Genomic DNA, 17,593 nt, shown 5'->3' with positions numbered 1-17,593 from the left:
AAACTCTGTGTTACTTGAGCATCTCCGGCACGATCAACCGCGGCAGAAACAGCGAAACCTCGGGCCAGATGATGAGCGCGGCCAGCACCAGCAGCATCGGTATCAGCATGATCACCGTGTCCTTCAGCGCATAGCGCAGCCGCACGCCAGCGATCGCGCACGCAATCATCAGGCACAGGCCATAGGGCGGCGTCACCAGCCCGAACGCCAGCGACACGATCGAGATGATCGCAAACTGAACGGGGTGCAGGTCGACCGATTTCGCCAACGGCTCGAGCACGGTGCCGACGATGACGATCGCCGGAATGGCGTCGAGGAAGCAGCCCACCACCAGAAAGCAGAAGGCGATGAAGAAGCCCGCCCCGATCGCGCCCATGCCCCAGGTCGAGACGTTGGCCAGCAGTTCCTGCGGAATCTTGTAGTAGGCCAACAGCCAGCCGAAGGCGCTCGCGGTACCGATGCAGAACAGCGCGACGCCGGCGAGACGTCCGGTGTCCAGCAACGCCTTGTAGAGTTGGCGCGCGCCAGTTTCACGGTAGAAGAACGTCGACAGCGCAACGGAATAGAGCACCGCGACGCATGCAGATTCGGTCGCGGTAAACCATCCCAGCAAAATACCGCCGACGATGATGAACGGCGTCGTCAGCGCCGGTATCGACCGCAAGATCGCCCACCACATCTCCCGCCAACTGTCCTTCGGATAGGTCGGATAGCCGCGGCGCACGGCATAGACATGCACTGTCGCCATCTGCGCGCCCGCGATCAGCAGACCGGGGATGATGCCGGCGAGATACATCGCGGCGATCGAGGTCGAGATCAGCCCGCCCCACACGATCATCAGGATCGAGGGCGGGATGATGACGGCGAGCACGGCGGAGACAGCGGTGATGGCGATCGAAAAGGAGAGATCGTAGCCCTCCTTGGTCTGCGCATCGATGAAGATCTTGGACTGGCTCGCGGCATCGGCCGTGGAAGAGCCGGAGATGCCGGCAAAGAACACCGACAGCACCACGTTGATCTGCGCCAGCGATCCCGGCCAATGCCCGACCATCGAGCGCGACAACGCGACCAGCCGATCGGTGATGCCGCCGATGCTCATCAGGTTGGCGGTCAGCAGGAAGAACGGCACGGCCAGCAGGATGAACGAATTGTAGGCGTTGAACGTCTCCTGCGCGAGCGTCATGATCGACAGGCGCGGCTCGATCATGAGGATCGGCACGCAGGCGAGGCCGAGCGCAAAGGCGACCGGCACTCGAATGATGAGCAGGCCGATGAAGACACCGAACAGGACCATAGCCGCCTGTCCGGCAGAAAGAACATTGCCGCTCATTGCTTTGCCCCAAGCAGAATCCGCGTTTCATCGAGGATCTGTTCGCCCGCAAACACGATCCACGTCACGCCCGCCACGGGCCAGGCGACATGGATCAGCCAGAGCGGCAGATCGGCCAGTTCAGAGGTTCGGTTCCAGGCGAACCGCGTGAATTCGAGCCCGGCCCACACAAACACCACTGCCATCGCCAGCACGCCGAGCCGGGCGAGAATCCGCACCGCGGCCTCGCTTCGGCGTGACAGATCCGGCCAGACGTCGACCTCGAAATGCTGTGCCTCGCGCACGCCGACCATGGCGCCGATCATGATCGTCCAGACGAACAGGAAGCGCGCCATCTCCTCGGTCCAGATGTAGGACGGAATGAACGGCGTGTAGCGCGAGATGATCTGCAGCGTGACCGGAATGACCAGAATGCCGACGCAGGCGGCGAGCAGGAATTCCAGCAGCTTTGCATAGGCCGCCGTCGCTCGGCGCCACAGCGACGGGGTGGACTCAACAGGCATTTCAGTCATTTCGGCTCCGTCTTGGATACCAGCCCGCCGATCCGGGCAAGAAGCGGGGCTTGCCCGGAGGCTTTCGGCGGTCGTTTGGCTCGACGTGCAATCCCGCGCAAACGCGTTTTCGCATTGTCGCGAGAGAAAACCGGCCCCCACCGGTTCACGATTCAAGCCCTATGCGACGTTGATCTTCTCGTAGATGCCCTCGGCGCCGATTTCCTTGGCGTAGGTGGCCATCACGGGATCGGCGAGCTTCTTCATCGCGTCGCGCTCCTCGAAGGGAACGCGCTTGAGCTTGCCTGCCTTCTCCAAAGTGTCGAGCTTGACGACTTCCTCGCTCGACTCCAGTTGACGGCCGTAATCGCCGGCTTCCTTGCCGGCCTTCATGATCGCGTCCTGCAGGTCCTTCGGCAGGGTCTTCAGCGTCTTCACCGAGAAGCAGATCGGCCGGATCGACACCGCGTGCTGCGTCAGGTTGAGATGCGGCGCGACTTCATAGAACTTCATCGCCTCGACGCCCGCCGCCTCGTTCTCGCCGGCGGCGATCACGCCGTTCTGGATGGCGTTGTAGACTTCGTTGTAGGCGATCACGGTCGGGCTCATGCCGACGGCCGCGAACGTCTTCGACCAGATCGGCGCGCCCTGCACGCGCACCTTGAGACCCCTAAGATCGGCGAGATTCTTGAGCGGCTTGTTGGCGAAGATGTTGCGCACGCCGCCGCCGGCATAGCCGATCAGAACCACCTCGGCCTTGGCCGCAACTTCATCGGCGATCGGCGCCAGAATGTTGGCCTCGACCACCTTGTTCATGTGCTCGATGCCCTTGAACACGAAGGGCGCGTCGATGAACGGCGCCGCCTTGGCGAAGGTCGACATGTGGGCCGGCGAGACGATGCCGTAATCGACCGCCTTGCCCTGCGACATGTACTCGAAATACTGCTTTTCGAGGCCGAGCGAAGAGTTGCGGTGCAGCGTGAAGTTGATCGGTTTGCCGTAATATTTCTTCACCAGCTCTTCGAAGCGGAGCAGCGCCCGGTTGAAGGCATGATCGTCGTTGAACTGGACGGCGCCATTGAGCGAGATCGGTGTCTGCGCCTTGAGGATCGATGGAAAGCCCAATGCGCCGGCAGCCGCCGTCGCACCAAGGCCCACGAGTACGGTTCTTCGCTTCATGGCGTTTCTCCCCTGTCATGCCCGTCCCTTGTAAGCGGGACTTTGGGCTTGGCCGACGATGCGGCCACTACGGCAAAGCGTATGCAAAACGGTGCGGCTGTGGAAGCCAATTTAAGTCGTACCCGGGCGCCAATCGGCCGCGGATGGCCATGCCTGTGGTTGCAATCATTTCGGCGCCCGAGGCTCGCGCCGAACCGATGTCCCTGCCGCCAATAGCCGCAAGCGTTCGCCAGCGCTTCGCCGCATGTGCGTGCCGAGCAAACTCGGACGCGCCGCCGGCCTCGTGCACGCAACTGACACACCGCAAATGTTGCACCATGTCGGGTGCGGCCCGGCCCGTCGAAGACGTGCAGGACATTCCCGCTCGGACGACACTCCCCCATACCAATTTGCAGGATTCCGATAGTGCGCGAGCTCGCAGGTTGCCGTAAATTCCCGACACGACTGACCCAGAAGCCGGAGCTGAACTCTGCTGCATTTTATCAGGCATCACTGTTCGCAGAAATGTCTGGCAACAACGCCGATGAATTGCGAACGCCCTGCACGAATAGTCGGCAAAACCCGTAAAAAACCGGTGGTTGAGCGCGACACAGTAAGTATGCTCGCCAAAATCTGTGTCCTTTGAACTCGCAGTGGTTGTGGTTTGTCGAATATTTTGTCAAATGTAGAGAGCGGGGTTTTGCCACTACGCCCCGGGCGCCGACAGCCTTAGGTGGTTAGAGGCGCCGGTATCAGGATGCTGTCAATGCGCGCAGGCGTTTGGCTACCATCCCGCAATAGCTCAGGAATTCCGTGGTTCCCGATTCTAACTCACGGTCCGGACTGAACTTTAACGCGGTACAAATGGACGAAACCCTGACCTACTTTTGCCAGGGTTTCCCGATTGAAGGACGGTAAAACCAGAATGAACAGATCAGCAGCGAAGAAGATGAAACAGCGCAGCGCCGGCAAACCCGATATCGAGTTGGGCAAGCGGATTCGCCTGCGGCGTGTGGAACAGAAAATCTCGCAAGCGGAGCTCGGCGACAAGCTCGGCGTCAGCTTCCAGCAGGTCCAGAAGTACGAGAAAGGCGTCAACCGTGTCGGCGCGGCTCGTCTTCAACAAATCGCTACCGCGCTCGACGTGCCGGTGACGTTCTTCTACGACGGCGACGGCAAGGCGCGTGAAGTCGAGAGCCTGCTCTTCCTGGACAGCGCCTTCAGCCTCAGGCTGCTGCGCGCCTACAGCAAGATCAAGGACCAGACTGTGCAGCGTCAGTTGGTGTCCCTGATGGAATCGATCGCCGCCAACGAGGGCTAGGCACTATCGCGCCTGGATCGCAGCACCGCGGACCCGATCAATCGACGCGAGAAATCGCCGGGTAGCCTGTTGCTGCGCTAGGCCGAATCTTAAGCTGCCCGGGACGAGACCCGTGCGACGCCATCGGGATGGGGGATGGCGGAGTCCGGATGCGCCACAGCGAACAGCCAACGACGACCCCGGTTCAACCAGCAACAACGACTGCATTACTGTCACGCCGATGCCCGCCACGCGCCAATGCGCGTGAGCCCACCCCTGCCCTGACGACCTCACCATTTGTGCCCAGTGCCCTGAGCTGACCACGCGTGCAGATGCGGCGATTGACCGCTGCGCGAAGCTTGTCCGACAATGGACCAGACTTCCCGAACTGAAAGCCGCAATCGATGCTCGACATCCCAAAACCTGCTGAAATCCCGCATGCCGACGGCAAGATCCTGCACAGCGTCAGCGATGGCGTCGGCGTCATCACCTTCAACAATCCCGACAAGCGCAACGCGATGTCGCTGGAAATGTGGGAAGGCCTGGGCCACGCGCTGACTACGCTGCGCGACGATCCCGATGTGCGCGTCGTGATCCTGACAGGCGCCGGCGACAAGGCCTTCGTCTCCGGCGCCGATATCAGCCAGTTCGAGAAGACACGCCACAATGCCGCGGCGGCGGAAGAATATTCGAAGCGGAGCGAGGCGCAGCGCGCGCTGCTCGCAAGCTACCCGAAGCCGACGATTGCCTGCATCCGCGGCTTCTGCCTCGGTGGCGGCATGCAGGTCGCGATGCTCACCGACATCCGTATCGCCTCGGACAACAGCCAGTTCGGCATTCCCGCCGCCAGGCTCGGCATCGCCTATGGCTATGACGGGCTGCGCCACCTGGTCTCGCTGGTCGGGCCGTCCTGGGCGCGGCTCATCATGTATACGGGAATGCGGATCGAGGCGGCGGAAGCCTTGCGGATCGGCCTGGTCGACCGGGTGCTGCCGGACGCGGAATTATGGGACGCCACCATGGATATCGCGCGCACCATCTCCGGCAACGCGCCGCTCGCCATCAAGGCCGCCAAGATCACGATTGCCGAGGTGCTGAAGGACGAAAGCAAGCGCGACATGGAGGCGATCAAGCAGATCGGCATGGCCTGCATGGACTCGGAAGATTTTCGCGAAGGCCGAACGGCCTTCATGGAAAAGCGCAAGCCGCAGTTCAAGGGGAAGTAGGCGCCCTGCGAAGGGTCAATTGGCGAAAGCCTACCCGCGTCATTGCGAGCCAACGGGTCGCGCGAATGCGCGCCCGATGACAGGCTTCGCGAAGCGATCCATAGCTCAGCGCGGGGATAGATGGATTGCTTGGTCGCTACGCTCCTCGCAATGACGGCACGTCGGCCTGCTAAAGTCCCGCCAGCACCGCCTTGGCGATATCCGCCGTACCGTTGCTGCCGCCGAACTCCATCGGCTTGATGCCTCCGGCATAGGCCTTGTCGACCGCGCGCTCGATGCGCTCGCCGGCCTCGGCGGCGCTTTCGAGGCCGTGCTTGTCGGCGAGCCAGTCCAGCATCATCGCAGCCGACAGGATCATCGCGGTGGGATTGGCCTTGCCCTGCCCCATGATATCGGGCGCGGTGCCGTGGCACGGCTGGAACACGGCGTAGCGGTCGCCGATATCGGCCGAGGGCGCCATGCCAAGCCCGCCGATCAGGCCGGCGGCGAGATCGGAGAGGATGTCGCCGAACATGTTCTCCGTCACCATGACGTCGAAATCCCAGGGACGCTTCACCATCATCAGCGAGCAGGCATCGACATAGACCCGGTCCGTCTTGACGGTCGGATGGCGTTTTGCGGCCTCATCGAACATCTCGCGAAAGAACGCGAAGGCCCTGAACACGTTCGCCTTGTCGACGCAGGTCAGGCCGCCATTCGCCTTGCCGCGCGCCTTGCGGCGTTCGGCGAGCTTGAACGAAAACTCGAACAGCCGCTCGGAGGTCTTGCGGGTGATGATGAGCGTTTCGCGCGCCTCGGTGTCGGTGACGACGCCCTTGCCCATCGAGGCGAACAGGCCTTCGGTCGATTCCCTGATGAGCACGAGGTCGATGCCGCGCTGGTCGGCGCCGACGATCGGGCTCGGCACGCCCGGAACGAGGCGCGCCGGGCGCACGCCGGCATAGAGATCGAAATGGAAGCGCAGTTCGATCTGCGGCGCGATCTCGGTATTGTCGGGATAACGCACCGACGGCAGGCCGCAGGCACCGAGCAGGATGGCATCCGCCTCCTCGCACAGCCGCACGGTGCTGTCGGGCATCGATTTGCCGGTCGCGAGATAATTGTTGGCGCCCGCCGGCGCATCGGTGAAGCGAAACTTCAGGTCGCTGGTCGCCTCGATCCTGCGCAGAACTTCGAGCGCTGGCGCCATCACTTCAGGGCCGATGCCATCGCCGCCGAGCACGGCGATGTGGAGGGCGTTATTTGCGGACATGGGGGTTCCTTGGGATCTAGCTCGCACGAACTTTAGGGCTCGTCATGCCCGGGCTTGTCCCGGGCATCCACGTCTTTACCGCGGGTATCGGCAAGAAAGACGTGGATGGCCGGGACATCTGCGCGAAGACGCGCTTCGCGCTTTCGCCCGGCCATGACGGAGAAAGTCTGGACCTACGGCGTCAGCACCGCGCGGCCAACGAGCTTGCCCTTCTGCAAATCGGTCAAAGCTTCATTCGCCTTCGCGAGCGGCATCGTCGTCACCGGAATGGGCGCGATCATCTTGTTGCGCACGAGTTCGAGCAACTCTTCGGTCTCGCGCAAATTGCCGACATAGCTGCCCTGGATCGTGATCGCCTTGATCGGGATCAGCGGCAAAGCAAAGGTCGCGCCGCCGCCGAACAGGCCGACGATGACGAGCTTGCCGCCCTTGGTCAGGCAGTCGAAGCCGAGCTGCGTGGTCTGCGCATTGCCGACGAGATCGATCACGGCGCGAATGGGGCCACCGGCTTTCTTCGCCAATTGTTCCAACGCATCCGGCGCCTTGCCGTCGACGGTGGCAAGCGCGCCGGCGGCTTCCGCAGCCTCGCGCTTGCGCGCATCGATATCGACGACGATGGCGCCCGTGCCGCCCATCGCCTTCAACAGCGACAGCGCCATCAAGCCAAGCCCGCCGGCGCCGAAGATCACGATCGGCGAGTTGAAGGCGAATTCGACCTTCTTCAGCGCGCTATAGGTGGTGACGCCGGAACAGGCATAGGGCGCCGCGGTGACGGGATCGAGCCCCTTCAGGTTCAGCAGATATTTCGGGTTCGGCACCGTCATGTGATCGGCATAGCCGCCGTCGCAATAGACGCCGAGCGAGTTCGGCTTCACCACGCACATATTCTCGTCGCCGCCAACGCAAGTCGGGCATTTGCCGCAGCCGAGCCAGGGATAGACCAGCGCGACGTCGCCGATCTTGAGATCGCCCTTGTCGGCGGCGGTGACGTCGGGTCCGAACGCCACCACCTCGCCGACGGTCTCGTGCCCCATCGTGCGCGGCAGCGACACGCCGCGGTCCTTCAGCGACAACGGCTTGCGGCCATGGCCGAGATCGTAACCGCCTTCCCAGATGTGGAGGTCACTGTGGCAGACGCCCGCCGCCTTCACCTTGATCAGCACCTGCGTGCCGGTCGGCTGCGGCGTCTCCTGATCGACCTCTTTCAGCGGCGCGTTGAACTCGGCGACCTGAAAACTCTTCATCGCTTCTCTCCCGTCATTCTTATTCTTGAACCCCGAACACGTCTTGGGAACGGACATTGCCATGTCCGTCCCATCGAGACAAACGCGTGCAGCGGTCTTCCGGTATTCAGATCAGCGGGTGGTGGCAGGCCACGAACTGGCCCGGCGCGACGGCGCGCAGTTCCGGCATTTCGTCGCTGCATCGCTGGTCCGCGCGGGGGCAGCGGGTTCGAAACCGGCAGCCGGACGGCGGCGCGATCGGCGACGGCGGCTCGCCGACCGGCACGGTCTCGGTGGGACGGACGTCCGGGTCGGGCACCGGGATCGCCTCGATCAGCAGCGCGGTATAGGGATGCGCTGGCCTGGCGAACAACTGTTCGGAGGGGCCGACCTCGCAGAGCCGCCCCAGATACATCACCGCGACGCGGTCGCTGACCGCCTTCACAACAGCGAGATCGTGCGCGATGAACAGCAGCGTCAAGCCGAATCGGCCTTTCATCTCTTCCAGAAGGTTCAGTATCTGCGCACGGATCGAAACGTCGAGCGCAGAGACCGGCTCGTCGCAAACGATGAATTCCGGATTGAGGACGAGCGCGCGCGCAATACAGATGCGCTGGCATTGGCCGCCGGAAAATTCATGCGGCAGCCGCCCGACAACCAGGCTGGGATCGAGCCCGACTGCGGTCAGCACCTCGTACACGAGTTGCTTGCGCTTCTCCGGGTCCTTGACGCCGGCAATCACCAGCGGCTCGGCGACGATATCGCCGATCTTGCGGCGCGGGTTGAGCGAAGCGATCGGATCCTGGAAGATCAACTGCACGCGCTGGCGCATCCGCCGCAAGGCCTCGCCGTGCATCGCCGTGAGATCCTGGCCGTCGAACGACACCCGCCCGGCGGTCGGCCGGCGCAACTGCAGAACGGCGCGCCCCAGTGTCGATTTCCCGCAGCCGGATTCGCCGACCAACCCCAGCGTCTCGCCGCGAGCGATCTGCAGGGAGACACCGGACACGGCGTGAACGATCTTGGGGCCGACCGGATATTCGACGACGAGATTGTCGACTTCGAGCAAAGCTTCAGATGAAGCGGATGGAGCGGCTTGCAGCATCATGCGTTGGCATCCGCGCGGGTTTCGATCGGATGGAAGCAGGCGAATGTGTGTGCGCTGGTCTCGGCAGCCTCGAGCGCCGGTTTCTCGGCCTGGCAGCGGGCCACCGCATAGCGGCAGCGCGGCGAGAACGAGCAGCCCCGCAGCGGCCGGGTCGGATCGGGCGGACGTCCCGATATCGCCGGCAGCGGCGTATGGGGCGCGGCGTCGAGCCGCGGGAGAGCGGCAAGCAGCGCTTCGGTATAGGGCATCCGCATTTTCTTGAACAAATCAGGCGTCGGCGCGCGCTCGACCACGCGCCCGGCATACATGACAGCGACCTCGTCGGTGCGCCCGGCGACGACGCCGAGGTCGTGGGTGATGATGATCATCGCCATGTGCCGGCGACGCTGCTCGCGCGCCAGGAGATCGAGGATCTGCGCCTGGATCGTCACGTCGAGCGCGGTGGTCGGCTCGTCCGCGATCAGGAGTTTCGGTTCACACGACAGCGCGATCGCGATCGCCACCCGCTGCCGCATGCCGCCGGAAAGCTGGTGCGGATATTGCGCCAGCCGCTGCTCGGGCGCGGGGATTCCGACCGCCGCGAGCAATTCGACACTTCGCCTCGTGGCGGCAGCATCGTCGAGTTCAAGGTGCTCCTGCAGCGTTTCGATCAACTGGGTGCCGATCGTGAGCACCGGGTTGAGCGAGGTCATCGGATCCTGGAATACGACAGCCAGCGACCGGCCGCGCAGCTTGCGCAGTTTTTCCGGCGAAAGCCGCAGCAAATCCTGCCCGTCGAACATCACGCGGCCGGAGAGCTTTGCCTTCTTCGGCAGCAATTGCAGGATCGCGCGGGACAGCATGGTCTTGCCGCAGCCGGATTCGCCGACGACGCCGAGCGTGCGCCCGGCGCCGACGGTGAGATCGACATGGTCGACCGCACGCAGATTGCCGCGCGGCGTCGGCAGATCGACGACAATGTCCTCGACGGAAAGCAAGGTATTCCCGGTCACAGCGCGCCCTGACGTGGATCGGTGAGCGCACGAAGCGTGTCACCAACGAGATTGAAGGCCAGTACGGTCAGGAACATGGCCGCCGCAGGCATGAATGCGAGCCGAGGCGCCACTTCAAGGCTCTCTCGCCCCTCCCCGATCATGCTGCCCCAGCTCGATATCGGCGGCGGCACGCCGAGGCCAAGGAAGGACAGCGCGCCCTCGACCACGATGGTGACGGCTACTGCGAGCAGGAAGAAGGCCAGCAGCGGCAGCGCGACATTGGGCAGCAATTCGCGCAGCAGGATGCGCGCATGCGTCGCCCCCAGCGCCTGTGCCGCAATCACAAACTCGCGCCGCGCCAGCGTCAGCGTCGCCGCCCGTGCCACCCGCATGAAGGCGGGAACGCCAAGGAAGCCGAGAATGAGGGTGAGATTGAGAATCGACTGCCCGAGATAGGCGGTCACGGCCATCGCCAGGATCAAGGGCGGAAACGCCAGCAGCACGTCCATGCTGCCGACTACGAGCGATTCGAACCGGCCGCGGAAATAGCCGGCGAGCATGCCAAGTGCGCCGCCGATGGCCAGCCCGATCACCGGTGCGCACAGCCCGACGACGAGCGAAATCCGCGCCCCGTAGATCAGCCGGGACAGTTCGTCGCGGCCAAGACCGTCGGTCCCGAGCCAATGCTCCGCGGAGAACGGGGCGCGCCGTTCCAGCATGTCCATATCGGTCGGGCTCGGCAACGGCAGCACCGGAGCGAAGATTGCGACCGCGATCATGAACGTCATCCAGCCGATCGCCATCCAGAACAGCAGTCCCAGCCGGCGTCCGCGTTTTGCCGGTTCCGCCGCGACGCCTTCATCGATTGTGAGTTCAAGCGTGGCCATGGCGAATCCTGGGATCGAGAACGGCGTAGAGCAGATCGACGATGAAGTTCATGATCACGAAGCCGGCGGCGACCAGCAGCACCACGCCCTGCAGGATGATGAGGTCGCGGGTATAGATCGCGCCGACCAGCAGCCGGCCGATGCCCGGCAGCGCGAAGATCGTCTCGACGATGACAGCACCGCCGATCAATCGTCCGATATTGATGCCTGTGATCGTGACCAGCGTCAGCGAAGAGGGCTTCAACGCGTGCACGAACAGGATACGCGACGCCTTCAGTCCCTTGGCCTTCGCCAGCGCGATATAGTCTTCCTGCAAGGTTGCGATCATGTCGGAGCGGAGCACGCGCATGATCCCCGGCCATTCGGCCAGCGCCAGCGTCAGCGCGGGCAACACCATGAAGCGCAGATTTCCGGCCGGGTCTTCGGTAAAAGGCACGTAGCCCGTCGCCGGCAACCAGCGCAGTTCCACTGCAAACAGATAGATCAACAGGATCGCCGAAAGGAATGCCGGCACCGACAGCATGGCAAACGCGCCGCCGGTCATAAAGCGGTCGAACGCGCTGCCGCTGCGGGCGGCGCAGACGATCGCCAGGGGAACGCCGATGACGAGGCCCATGATCTCGGCCAGGATCATCAGTTCGAACGATACCGGCAAACGCTCGGTCACCGCTTGCAGCACGGTTTGCCCGGTGCGGAACGACCGGCCGAAATCGCCCTGCAGGATGTTGCCGAGCCAGCCGAAGTAACGGATCCAGACCGGCTGATCGAGCCCCATGTCCTTGCGCAGCGCGGCGACGTTCTCCGGCGTCGCCTGATCCCCGAGGATGGTATAGGCGAGATCGCCCGGCAACAGCGACGCGATGAAGAACGTCAACAGCGATACGGCGATCAGGACCGGTATCAGGTACAGAAGCCTACGCGCCACAAACAGCAGCATGGAAGATTATTCCAGCCAGGTGCCGGAGACGTCCACCACCCCGCTGTACATTTTAGGCAAGCCCTTAAGCTTGACGCTCGACAGCGCGTAATAGGTGTTCTGGAAGGTCCAGAACCAGATCGCTTCCTTGTTGATGATACGGCTGATAGCGCAATAATCCTCGATGCGCTTGTTCACATCGGCCGTGGTGCGCGCTCGCTCGAGCAGATTATCGAGTTCGGGATTGGAATAGTTGGCGAGCGCCACCGGGCTGCCGGTACGGAAATTGGCATACATCTGCACATCGGGATCAGCGAGATCGACGATCCGCCATGGCGTCAACTGGAACTGGCGCATGAAGGCGCGCGGCGGGATGGTGGCCTGGTCGACCTGCTCTATCTCCATGTTGGCGCCAGCCCGCTTCCAGAACTGTTGCAGCACCTGACCGACGGTGCGCCCACGTGGCGTCGCTGTAACGAGCATCTTGAAATCGACGGGCTTGCCATAGTCCTTGATCAGCGCCTTGGCCTTCTCGAGGTCTTCGGGAAGCGCGCCATCATCCTTGCATTTGACCCAGGAGCCTTCGCCGTAGGGGTTGCTGGCAGGTCTTGCGAGACCATTGGTAATTGCCTGGGACATCTTCTTGCGGTCGATCGCCATCACCAGCGCCTGGCGGACACGCACATCGTCGAACGGCGCGACCTTGGTGTTGAAGGCGTAGACCTGCGCGCCGGACCCAACATAGGTGTGCACGGTCAGCTTCGGATCCTTCTGCGCCTTCATGATGTTGTCGGCGTCGAATTCGTCGTCCCAGATGATATCGGCCTCGCCGGATTGCAGGCTGGCAAAGCGCGACTGCGCGTCCGGCAGCGGCTTGAGGACGATGCGGTCGAGATAAGGACGGCCCTTGTCCCAATAGTCGGGATTTTTCTCGAGCACCATGCGGTCCCCCGCGGCCCATGACTTCAGGATATAAGGGCCGGTGCCAACGGGATTGCGGTTGTAGTCATCGCCCTTGGTCTTCCATGCCGTCGGCGACTGCACCGAATTATTGCCGCTTGGAAAGCTCACAATTGCCGGCAAGTTCACCGATGGGTCCTTCAGATTGTAGACCACCGTCAATTCGTCGGGCGCCTCCACACTGTTGACAAAGGCAATATAAAAGGCACAGCGACACTTGTTGGCGGGATCTTTCTGCCGATCGAAATTCTCCTTGAACGCTTTGGCGTTGAATGGTGTGCCGTCGTGGAATTTAACGCCAGGTCGCAGCTTGAAGGTCCAGGTCTTGAAGTCCTCGGAAGGAGTCCAGGACAGAGCGAGTTTCGGTTGCACAACGCCCTTGTCGTCCAGAGACGTTAGCGTATCGAAAATCGCCGCTGCTGCAGTTCCGGCCGAGGTATCGAATACACCGACCTTGAGCACATCGAAGCCGGGAATATCGAGTTCAAGGCCGAAGGTTATGCTGCCGCCCGCCTTCTGCGCGCTGGCGGGCATTGCCGACAACGCCACACCAAATCCCGCCACAAGAAATATTCGCGCGAGCGCGCTCGAACGGATCGCCGCCTTCATTGTGTTTCCTCCGATGTGTCGTCCGTCCGGTATTCCGGATCAGGTATGGCTGCCCGCAAGATTGTCCGGAAACGCAGTCGCGGGCAAGGCCGATCACACGCCGTGGATGAAAACGCCGCAGGTTAATGTTTCGCTATGCGGACCGCGCTGTCAGCCACGCGCGATCGCCTGCGCCTTGCCGGCAAAGGATGCGATCTCGTCGTCGGACAGGCCGGTCTCCTTCAAGTAAGCACGCGTGTGCTCGCCGAGCGTCGACATGCGCGACGCCGCCGACACCTTGGCGCCCGACATGCGGAACGGCAGGTTGAGTACCTTGAAGGAGCCGCCGCCATCCTCGACCTCGGCCAATGCGCCGCGATGGGCAATCTGCGGATCGCGCAGCGCTTCAGCGACGGTGCGATAGGCCGAGGACGGAACGCCGTGCGTATTGAGTGCAGCGAGGCACTGCTCAGTCGTCACGGTGCGCGACCACGCTTCGACGCCTTCCATCAGGCTCGTCCAGTTTTCTCGCCGATCGGAATATTTGGCAAAGCGCGGATCGCTCACCCACTCGGGGTGGCCGATCACCTGCATCAGGCTCTGAAAGGTTTTCTCGCTGGCGATCGCCATCATCACATAGCCGTCCGTCGTCTCGATCGGGCCGAACATCGGCCGCTGCGTCGGCTTCACCTCGAACTGCGACCACTGCAATTCGTTCAGCGTCAGGCTCAGCATGGATTCCAACATCGAGACGTCGATATGCTGGCCCTGCCCGGTCGCCGCGCGCTGGTAAAGCGCCGCCGAGATGGCGCCGAACGCGTAGACGCCGGTGAGCACGTCGGCATGATAGATGCCGCAATAGTCCGGCCGGCTGCGTCCCGGCTGATAGGCTAGATGCGCCATCTCATAGCCGGAGGCTGCGTGAATCACCGGCGCATAGGCCGGCAGCTCCGCCGACGGCCCGGTCTGGCCGTATCCCGAGATCGAGCAATAGACCAGTTTCGGGTTGAGCTCGTGCAGCGAGGCGTAGTCGAGCTTCAATCGCCGCATCACGCCTGGACGGAAATTCTCCATCAGCACGTCAGCGGTCGCGACCAGCCGGCGAACCGCCTCCACTCCCTTCGACGATTTCAGATCCAGAACAATACTGTTCTTGCCGACATTGAGCTGGCCGAAGGCCGTCGAGCAGTTATTCCGTACCGGCGGACGGGTTCGCATCGTCTCGCCTTCCTCGGTCTCGATCTTGATAACCTCGGCTCCCATATCGGCGAGCATTCGTGTACAATGCGGTCCGGCAATCGTGGTTGAGAAATCGAGGACCCGCAGGCCTGCGAAGCTGCCTGTCAAATTCCCCTGATCATTGCCGGCTATGGTCATTGCGTCGAACTCCTTCGGCCTTTTGCGGCCATTCGTTGTTGGTGGCCGTGACCCTAAATTGTGCAGCGCCGACAGGGAAGTAGTCGCAGAGGAACGACTATTCGGAGCCAGCGTTATAACGGGTAAGGAAGTTGGACCTATTCTTGCATCTGTTTCATCGCGGCTGGTACGAGGACGTTTTCCGTGAAGGTCTTGTTCGTCACCACTGAGATGGATGACTTCGTCCGGGTAGGCGGACTTGCTGCCGTTTCTGCGGCGCTACCTCGGGCGCTGCGCCGCTGGAGTGACGTCCGGGTCATGCTGCCCGGTTACCGGGACATTCTCGAACAGCTCACCCACATTGAAATTGTTGGAGAATGCGGTGCGCTGGCACAGATGCCAGCCTGCTCGCTCGGGCGGGCAGCCACCAAGGATGGTATGCCCGTCTACGTGCTGTTGTGCTCGCAATTGTACGACCGGCCTGGCAACCCCTATGGCGACGAATCGGGACATGACTGGCCGGACAACGACATCAGGTTCGGCCGGTTTGCCTCTGCCGCGGCCGAACTTGCCGCGGGCAACGTGGACAAGAATTGGGCAGCAGACCTGATCCACGCCAACGATTGGCAGGCCGCCCTGGCGCCAGCCTATCTGGCATGGAGGGGCACGAAGATTCCCTCGATCCTGACCATCCACAACCTCGCCTATCAGGGCCTGTTCCCGCCGGACGCGCTGCGCCGGATCGGGGCTCCCGAAAGTTCCTTCCACATCGATGGGCTCGAATTTTACGACCACGTGTCGTTCCTCAAGGGCGGCCTGGTCTACGCCTCGCATCTGACCACCGTCAGCGCGACCTACGCCAAGGAGATCACGACGCGCGAACTCGGCTGCGGGCTGGAAGGCCTGCTGCAGCAGCGCTCGAACGCCGCGCAACTGACCGGCATCCTGAACGGCATCGACGAAAGCTGGGATCCCAGCGCCTGTGCGCATCTGGCGCAGACCTTTGCCCCCGGCGACTGGAAAGGCAAACAGGCCAATGCCGATTACGTCCGCAAGCAGTTTGGCCTCGCGCTGTCGCGCGGCCCGCTGTTCGGCCTGGTCGCGCGTCTGGTTCACCAGAAGGGCGTCGACCTCGTGTTGTCCGCCGCCGACGAAATCATCGAGGCCGGTGGGCAGATCGTGGTAACCGGCAGCGGCGAGGCCCAGATCGAACAGGCGCTCGTCAATGCGCATCGCCGCAGGCCGGATGCAATCGGCGTCGTCATCGGCTTCAACGACGCCCAGGCGCGGCGAATCTTTGCCGGCAGCGATTTCACGCTGATGCCGTCGCGGTTCGAGCCGTGCGGGCTGAGCCAGATGTATGCGCAGCGGTTCGGATCGCTGCCGATCGGCCACCAGACCGGCGGGCTGGCGGAAACCATCCAGGACGGCGAAACCGGTTTCCTGTTTCCGCAACCGTCCGCAGAATCCTTCCTCGGCGGCGTCAGGCGCGCCTTCGACGCCTTCCGCGCCAAGGACAAGCTCGACGCGATGCGGCGAAGTGCGATGGCGCGTTCCTTTAGCTGGGACCTGTCGGCCGCGTGCTATAGCGCGCTTTATCGCAAGACGATCGCGCCCTCCATCATCGCATAAGTCTGCTATTCCGCCGCTTCCAGCAGGGCTTCCATCTGCTCATGGAGGACGACGCCGGAGAGCGGATCGAATTTGCCGACCCAGGGCTTCTTTTCGAGCACCGAGCTGGTGTGGCGGTAGCCGGCGTCCCAGCGTTGCATGATGCCGGATGGACTGAAATCGATGTCCTTGGTGTGGTCCTCGCGGCTGAGCTGCGGGGCGAGCAGCCGCACCACATGCATCCGGGTCGGGCAGCCGTAACCCACTAGCTCCCTCACCGCCTCGTTATTGCGCTCAGCCTCCGGCAGGCGCGCCGCGAGCTGGTTGATGACATGGCGCAGCCGATGCGCCTGCTGCTGGCGGGCGATGTGGCTGGCGATCCGGCTCGAATATTGCACGTCCTTGTGACGGTTCAGCACCTCCGCCATCGTGGTCGGCTCGGCGCCGGACGGATTCCACAGATGAACGGCGAAGATCAGCGAGTTCTTGCGCGGATTGTCGTCGAACACGGCTTCCGTCGGCGTGTTCGATAGGATCCCACCATCCCAATAGAGCTCGCCCTCGATGCGCACCGCCGGGAACGCCGGCGGCAGCGCGCCAGAGGCCATGATGTGCTTGACGCCAAGTTCGCAATCCCGGCTGTCGAAATAGCGCATCTGGCTGGTGCGGACATGGGCTGCGCCAACGGTCAGGCGGGGCGTACATTGATTGACCAGATCGAAATCGACCAGCTCGCTCAAGGTCCGCTCCAGCGGCGCGATCGAATAATAGCCGGCATTGTCGGCGCCGAGCGGATAGCTGTCGCCGGCATGGGCCAGCGGGTTGGGCCGGAAGAAACCGGGAATGCCGTTGGTCACGGTCGACCAGTAAGACAGCTTTTCGTTGAAGCCCGGAAAGGTATCGCGAAAGCTCCAGACCGGGCTCTGCTCCATCTTCTTCCAGAATTTGCGGAGACGCGACAGCCGGTCCTGTGGCGAATTGCCGGCGATCAGGCTGGCGTTGATGGCACCGATCGAGGTGCCGATGATCCAGTCCGGCTCGATCCCGGCCTCGTGCAACGCCTGATAGACGCCGGCCTGGTAGGAGCCGAGCGCACCGCCGCCCTGCAGCACCAGCACCACCTGTCCGGGCCCGGGCGTGTCCGGCGAATTGGCCTTCGCCGAGGAATGAATGCCCTGAACGTCCTTCATGTCACGCTCCCTGAATGCTGGTT

Annotated in this window: 15 protein-coding genes; 3 read left to right on the top strand and 12 right to left on the bottom strand. The window is 62.9% G+C overall.

The window, feature by feature from the left end; genetic code table 11:
- Window positions 1–10 precede the first annotated feature (10 nt).
- The 3 genes from AC0QUY_RS11655 to AC0QUY_RS11645 all read right to left on the bottom strand — a co-directional run bounded on the left by AC0QUY_RS11655 (window position 11) and on the right by AC0QUY_RS11645 (window position 3,000).
- Window positions 11–1,330, bottom strand: coding sequence for a TRAP transporter large permease (locus tag AC0QUY_RS11655; protein WP_161852803.1), 1,320 nt, complete (start codon window positions 1,328–1,330; stop codon window positions 11–13).
- Complete coding sequence (locus tag AC0QUY_RS11650) at window positions 1,327–1,842, bottom strand: TRAP transporter small permease (protein ID WP_475386941.1); 516 nt, start codon at window positions 1,840–1,842, stop codon at window positions 1,327–1,329. Before AC0QUY_RS11650 ends, AC0QUY_RS11655 begins: the two co-directional genes overlap by 4 nt.
- 159 nt (window positions 1,843–2,001) lie before the next feature.
- Window positions 2,002–3,000: a TRAP transporter substrate-binding protein gene (locus AC0QUY_RS11645; RefSeq protein ID WP_475386940.1), complete on the bottom strand. Its 999-nt coding sequence runs from the start codon at window positions 2,998–3,000 to the stop codon at window positions 2,002–2,004.
- A 904-nt stretch (window positions 3,001–3,904) separates the two neighbouring features.
- On the opposite strand from AC0QUY_RS11645, the gene AC0QUY_RS11640 reads away from it, so the two are divergent.
- Both AC0QUY_RS11640 and AC0QUY_RS11635 read left to right on the top strand, forming a co-directional pair.
- Complete coding sequence (locus AC0QUY_RS11640) at window positions 3,905–4,300, top strand: helix-turn-helix domain-containing protein (protein ID WP_028347342.1); 396 nt, start codon at window positions 3,905–3,907, stop codon at window positions 4,298–4,300.
- A 383-nt stretch (window positions 4,301–4,683) separates the two neighbouring features.
- Window positions 4,684–5,505: an enoyl-CoA hydratase gene (locus tag AC0QUY_RS11635; protein WP_161852800.1), complete on the top strand. Its 822-nt coding sequence runs from the start codon at window positions 4,684–4,686 to the stop codon at window positions 5,503–5,505.
- A 169-nt stretch (window positions 5,506–5,674) separates the two neighbouring features.
- Here the strand turns inward: AC0QUY_RS11635 and AC0QUY_RS11630 are convergent, their stop codons facing one another.
- The 8 genes from AC0QUY_RS11630 to AC0QUY_RS11595 form a co-directional block, all read right to left on the bottom strand.
- Entirely contained in the window at window positions 5,675–6,757 is a 1,083-nt protein-coding gene (locus AC0QUY_RS11630; protein ID WP_475386939.1) for an isocitrate/isopropylmalate dehydrogenase family protein, read from the bottom strand.
- A 173-nt stretch (window positions 6,758–6,930) separates the two neighbouring features.
- Window positions 6,931–8,001 (bottom strand): alcohol dehydrogenase, encoded by a 1,071-nt coding sequence (locus tag AC0QUY_RS11625; protein WP_475386938.1) that lies wholly within the window; start codon window positions 7,999–8,001, stop codon window positions 6,931–6,933.
- A gap of 106 nt (window positions 8,002–8,107) precedes the next feature.
- Window positions 8,108–9,088: an ABC transporter ATP-binding protein gene (locus AC0QUY_RS11620; protein ID WP_475386937.1), complete on the bottom strand. Its 981-nt coding sequence runs from the start codon at window positions 9,086–9,088 to the stop codon at window positions 8,108–8,110.
- Entirely contained in the window at window positions 9,085–10,080 is a 996-nt protein-coding gene (locus AC0QUY_RS11615) for an ABC transporter ATP-binding protein (RefSeq protein ID WP_475386936.1), read from the bottom strand. Before AC0QUY_RS11615 ends, AC0QUY_RS11620 begins: the two co-directional genes overlap by 4 nt.
- Window positions 10,077–10,949 carry an ABC transporter permease gene (locus AC0QUY_RS11610; RefSeq protein ID WP_475386935.1) on the bottom strand — a complete coding sequence of 291 codons (873 nt, stop codon included), beginning with the start codon at window positions 10,947–10,949 and terminating at the stop codon, window positions 10,077–10,079. Before AC0QUY_RS11610 ends, AC0QUY_RS11615 begins: the two co-directional genes overlap by 4 nt.
- The gene (locus AC0QUY_RS11605; protein ID WP_475386934.1) at window positions 10,936–11,886 is read right to left on the bottom strand and encodes an ABC transporter permease; all 951 of its coding nucleotides are present in this window, start codon (window positions 11,884–11,886) and stop codon (window positions 10,936–10,938) included. The genes AC0QUY_RS11610 and AC0QUY_RS11605 overlap by 14 nt, the downstream gene beginning before the upstream one ends.
- A 6-nt stretch (window positions 11,887–11,892) precedes the next feature.
- A complete protein-coding gene (locus tag AC0QUY_RS11600; RefSeq protein WP_475386933.1) occupies window positions 11,893–13,434 on the bottom strand; it encodes an ABC transporter substrate-binding protein in 1,542 nt (513 codons plus the stop codon).
- Between the two features lie 150 nt (window positions 13,435–13,584).
- On the bottom strand, window positions 13,585–14,790 hold the full coding sequence (locus AC0QUY_RS11595; protein WP_161852792.1) for a CaiB/BaiF CoA transferase family protein: 1,206 nt from the start codon (window positions 14,788–14,790) through the stop codon (window positions 13,585–13,587).
- A 183-nt stretch (window positions 14,791–14,973) separates the two neighbouring features.
- Here AC0QUY_RS11595 and glgA point away from each other — a divergent pair, with 183 nt between their 5' ends.
- Window positions 14,974–16,401, top strand: a complete 1,428-nt coding sequence (gene glgA / locus AC0QUY_RS11590; protein ID WP_475386932.1) for a glycogen synthase GlgA — start codon at window positions 14,974–14,976, stop codon at window positions 16,399–16,401.
- A gap of 5 nt (window positions 16,402–16,406) precedes the next feature.
- On the opposite strand, the gene AC0QUY_RS11585 is transcribed toward glgA, so the two are convergent.
- Complete coding sequence (locus tag AC0QUY_RS11585; protein WP_161852790.1) at window positions 16,407–17,570, bottom strand: patatin-like phospholipase family protein; 1,164 nt, start codon at window positions 17,568–17,570, stop codon at window positions 16,407–16,409.
- Window positions 17,571–17,593 lie beyond the last annotated feature (23 nt).

This window comes from Bradyrhizobium sp. WYCCWR15520, from assembly GCF_056174665.1.
This window is presented reverse-complemented; position numbering and strand designations above follow the sequence as displayed.

Coding starts and splice junctions, on each gene's coding strand:
- AC0QUY_RS11640 (WP_028347342.1), top strand. CDS start 3,905: ATGAACAGATCAGCAGCGAAGAAGATGAAACAGCGCAGCGCCGGCAAA.
- AC0QUY_RS11600 (WP_475386933.1), bottom strand. CDS start 13,434: ATGAAGGCGGCGATCCGTTCGAGCGCGCTCGCGCGAATATTTCTTGTG.
- AC0QUY_RS11645 (WP_475386940.1), bottom strand. CDS start 3,000: ATGAAGCGAAGAACCGTACTCGTGGGCCTTGGTGCGACGGCGGCTGCC.
- AC0QUY_RS11605 (WP_475386934.1), bottom strand. CDS start 11,886: ATGCTGCTGTTTGTGGCGCGTAGGCTTCTGTACCTGATACCGGTCCTG.
- AC0QUY_RS11595 (WP_161852792.1), bottom strand. CDS start 14,790: ATGACCATAGCCGGCAATGATCAGGGGAATTTGACAGGCAGCTTCGCA.
- AC0QUY_RS11625 (WP_475386938.1), bottom strand. CDS start 8,001: ATGAAGAGTTTTCAGGTCGCCGAGTTCAACGCGCCGCTGAAAGAGGTC.
- AC0QUY_RS11585 (WP_161852790.1), bottom strand. CDS start 17,570: ATGAAGGACGTTCAGGGCATTCATTCCTCGGCGAAGGCCAATTCGCCG.
- AC0QUY_RS11635 (WP_161852800.1), top strand. CDS start 4,684: ATGCTCGACATCCCAAAACCTGCTGAAATCCCGCATGCCGACGGCAAG.
- AC0QUY_RS11610 (WP_475386935.1), bottom strand. CDS start 10,949: ATGGCCACGCTTGAACTCACAATCGATGAAGGCGTCGCGGCGGAACCG.
- AC0QUY_RS11655 (WP_161852803.1), bottom strand. CDS start 1,330: ATGAGCGGCAATGTTCTTTCTGCCGGACAGGCGGCTATGGTCCTGTTC.
- AC0QUY_RS11650 (WP_475386941.1), bottom strand. CDS start 1,842: ATGACTGAAATGCCTGTTGAGTCCACCCCGTCGCTGTGGCGCCGAGCG.
- AC0QUY_RS11630 (WP_475386939.1), bottom strand. CDS start 6,757: ATGTCCGCAAATAACGCCCTCCACATCGCCGTGCTCGGCGGCGATGGC.
- AC0QUY_RS11620 (WP_475386937.1), bottom strand. CDS start 9,088: ATGATGCTGCAAGCCGCTCCATCCGCTTCATCTGAAGCTTTGCTCGAA.